At 70.2% G+C, this 3,304-nt stretch carries 3 protein-coding genes; all 3 read left to right on the plus strand.

The genetic code is table 11. The features are described from left to right. The first annotated feature begins 131 nt into the window (after positions 1–131). The 3 genes from ACWGI8_RS41925 (at position 132) to moeZ (ending at position 3,131) form a co-directional block, all read left to right on the plus strand. Positions 132–1,103: an NAD-dependent epimerase/dehydratase family protein gene (locus ACWGI8_RS41925; RefSeq protein WP_453668711.1), complete on the plus strand. Its 972-nt coding sequence runs from the start codon at positions 132–134 to the stop codon at positions 1,101–1,103. Then, positions 1,091–1,882, plus strand: coding sequence for a spherulation-specific family 4 protein (locus ACWGI8_RS41930; protein WP_453668712.1), 792 nt, complete (start codon positions 1,091–1,093; stop codon positions 1,880–1,882). Before ACWGI8_RS41925 ends, ACWGI8_RS41930 begins: the two co-directional genes overlap by 13 nt. 70 nt (positions 1,883–1,952) lie before the next feature. Continuing rightward, positions 1,953–3,131 carry an adenylyltransferase/sulfurtransferase MoeZ gene (moeZ, locus tag ACWGI8_RS41935; protein WP_453668713.1) on the plus strand — a complete coding sequence of 393 codons (1,179 nt, stop codon included), beginning with the start codon at positions 1,953–1,955 and terminating at the stop codon, positions 3,129–3,131. The last annotated feature ends 173 nt before the right edge of the window (positions 3,132–3,304 follow it).

The raw sequence follows: 3,304 nt of genomic DNA on the forward strand, positions 1-3,304 counted from the left end.
CCACCTGCCCCCCCGCGCTCCCGCGGAGCCGACGCCGCGGGCACCCACCCGACACACCCACCCCTGAGGAGACGAACGACAATGACCCCGCACCACCCAGCACCGGCCCGTCGGCCCCGAGGAGCCGCGCGATGAGGGTGCTGCTGCTCGGAGCCAATGGATTCCTCGGCCGTTTCGTCGCCGACAGGCTGCTGGCCGATCCGGCCGTGCACCTCACCGCGCTGGGGCGTGGCGACGACGCCGACGTACGGTTCGACCTCGCGGGCGGCAGCCCGGGAGCGCTCACCCGCTTCCTGGACGCCGTCCACCCCGGAGTCGTGATCAACTGCGCGGGCGCCACCCGCGGCGGTGCCCGCGAACTCACCCGGCACAACACCGTGGCCGTCGCCACCGTCTGCGAGGCACTGCGACGCAGCGGCTGCGAGGCCCGGCTCGTCCAGCTCGGCTGCGCCTCCGAGTACGGGCCCTCGCAGCCCGGCTCGTCGACCGCGGAGGACGCCGTACCACGCCCCGGCGGCCCGTACGGCGTCTCGAAGCTCGCCGCGACCGAACTGGTCCTGGGATCCGGCCTGGACGCGGTCGTACTGCGGGTCTTCTCACCCGTCGGTCCCGGCACCCCCGCCGGATCACCGCTCGGCCGGCTCGCCGAGGCCATGCGCCGTGCCATGCAGTCCGGCGACGGCGAGCTCAAGCTCAGCGGCCTCGGCGTGCAGCGCGACTTCGTCGACGTGCGGGACGTGGCGCGTGCCGTGCACGCCGCCTCCCTCTCCGCCGCCCAGGGCGTCGTCAACATCGGCACCGGCCGGGCCGTACGGCTGCGTGACGCCGCCGCCGTACTCGCCCGGGTCGCGGGCTACGCCGGCGCGCTCCATGAACTCGACACGCCCCCCACGCGCCCCGGCTACCCCGTCATCGGAGCCCCCCGTGGCCCCGAGTCCCTCACCGAGCACCTGGGCGCCACCCCGTACCCCTACCCCGACGGCTGCGGCAGCTGGCAGCAGGCGGATGTGCGCACCGCCCGCGACCGGCTGGGCTGGCGGCCCCGGATCAACCTGGAGGAGTCCCTCGCGGACATCTGGATGGAGGCGGCATGCCGCATCTGATCACCACGGACGCCACGCTCTCCGCGACCGGCGCCGACCGGCTCGGCTTCGGCGTCCCGGGCTACGCGCATCCGCTGCTCGCCCCGGTCGAATGGGCCGAGCTGACCCGGCCGGGCACCCCGCTGCACTGGGCGGTGCTCAATGTCGCGGACGGGCCCGGTACCTGCCCCGACCCGCACTGTCTGGAGGCCGCGGGGAAGCTCGGCAACGCCGGGATCCGGGTGCTCGGCCATCTCGATCTCGCGCACGGCACCCGTCCCTTCGGCGAGATCGTCGCCAACGCCCACCGCTACCTCGACTGGTACCGGGTCGGAGGGTTCCTGCTGGACCGCTGCCCGGTCGAGCGCGCGGACCTGCCCCAGGTGCGGCGTACGACGGCCACGCTGGAGGCGGTCCTGGACGGCGGGCACCTGGTCCTGGGCCATGGCACACACCCGTATCCGGGGTACGCCGAGGCCGCCGACCAGCTCGTCACCTTCTCCGGGCCGTGGGCCGACTACCGCTGGTCCCAGGTGGCGGAGTGGACCGCGGACTACCCGCCGGAGCGTTTTGCGCACTTTGTGCACGGCGTGCCGCGGACCCATCTGGAGGAGGCGGTGCGGATCGCCCGCTGGCAGGGAGCGGGAACGATCTTCTTCACCGATCGGACGGGTGGCCGGACGTGCGGCCGGGTGGGAGGTCCGGCGGGAGGCCGGGTGGGACAGAGCGGGGCATTCGACGCGCTGCCCGGCTACTGGGACGAAATCGTCTCGCAGATCGGACCGGGTGTCTCGGAATGAGAAGGCGCGTGGCACTGTTACAGCGAGAACAACCGTACTGACAACGACCAGCTGTATTGATGAGGTCTCCGTGTCGCTGCCACCCCTGGTCGAGCCGGCTGCCGAGCTCACCGTAGACGAGGTCCGCAGGTACTCCCGCCACCTGATCATCCCGGATGTCGGGATGGACGGGCAGAAGCGGCTGAAGAACGCCAAGGTGCTCTGTGTGGGCGCCGGCGGTCTCGGCTCGCCGGCCCTGATGTACCTGGCCGCGGCCGGTGTCGGCACGCTCGGCATCGTTGAGTTCGACGAAGTCGACGAGTCGAATCTGCAGCGCCAGATCATTCACAGCCAGTCGGACATCGGCCGCTCCAAGGCCGAGTCCGCGCGTGACAGCGTCAAGGGCATCAACCCCTACGTCGACGTGATCCTTCACGAAGAGCGGCTCGAAGCCGAGAACGTGATGGCGATCTTCGGCCAGTACGACCTGATCGTCGACGGCACGGACAACTTCGCCACCCGCTACCTGGTGAACGACGCGTGCGTGCTGCTCAACAAGCCGTATGTGTGGGGTTCGATCTACCGTTTCGACGGTCAGGCCTCCGTGTTCTGGGCCGAGCACGGTCCCTGCTACCGCTGCCTGTACCCGGAGCCCCCGCCGCCGGGCATGGTTCCCTCCTGCGCCGAGGGCGGCGTGCTGGGCGTGCTCTGCGCGTCCATCGGCTCCATCCAGGTCAACGAGGCCATCAAGCTGCTCGCCGGTATCGGTGAGCCGCTGCTCGGCCGACTGATGATCTACGACGCCCTGGAGATGCAGTACCGCCAGGTCAAGGTCCGCAAGGACCCGAACTGCGCGGTCTGCGGTGAGAACCCGACTGTCACCGAGCTCATCGACTACGAGGCCTTCTGCGGCGTCGTGTCGGAGGAGGCCCAGGAGGCGGCGCTCGGCTCGACGATCACTCCCAAGCAGCTCAAGGAGTGGATCGACGACGGCGAGAACATCGACATCATCGATGTCCGCGAGCCGAACGAGTACGAGATCGTCTCCATCCCGGGTGCGCGGCTGATCCCGAAGAACGAGTTCCTGATGGGCAACGCCCTCCAGGATCTGCCGCAGGACAAGAAGATCGTCCTGCACTGCAAGACGGGTGTCCGCAGTGCGGAAGTGCTCGCCGTGCTCAAGTCGGCGGGCTTCGCGGACGCGGTGCACGTCGGCGGTGGTGTGATCGGCTGGGTCAACCAGATCGAGCCGCAGAAGCCGGTCTACTAGGGCGTGTTGCGAAAGTAGCGCCGTCCGCCCGAAGGGCGGGGCCCGCGGCGTCTGGTGCGTGCGATCGCAAGGCGGAGAATCATCCTCGTACTGGGCGTACTTGGATGAGTCCGACAACGCAGCGTGGGGGCACCTCCCGTGCCCGAAGGGCTACGGGGGAGTGCGTGCCAGGC

The sequence above is a fragment of the Streptomyces sp. NPDC054841 genome, assembly GCF_053611045.1.

Bases quoted from the DNA above. Each gene is read 5' to 3' on its own strand.
- ACWGI8_RS41925 (WP_453668711.1), top strand. From the start codon at position 132: ATGAGGGTGCTGCTGCTCGGAGCCAATGGATTCCTCGGCCGTTTCGTC.
- ACWGI8_RS41930 (WP_453668712.1), top strand. From the start codon at position 1,091: ATGCCGCATCTGATCACCACGGACGCCACGCTCTCCGCGACCGGCGCC.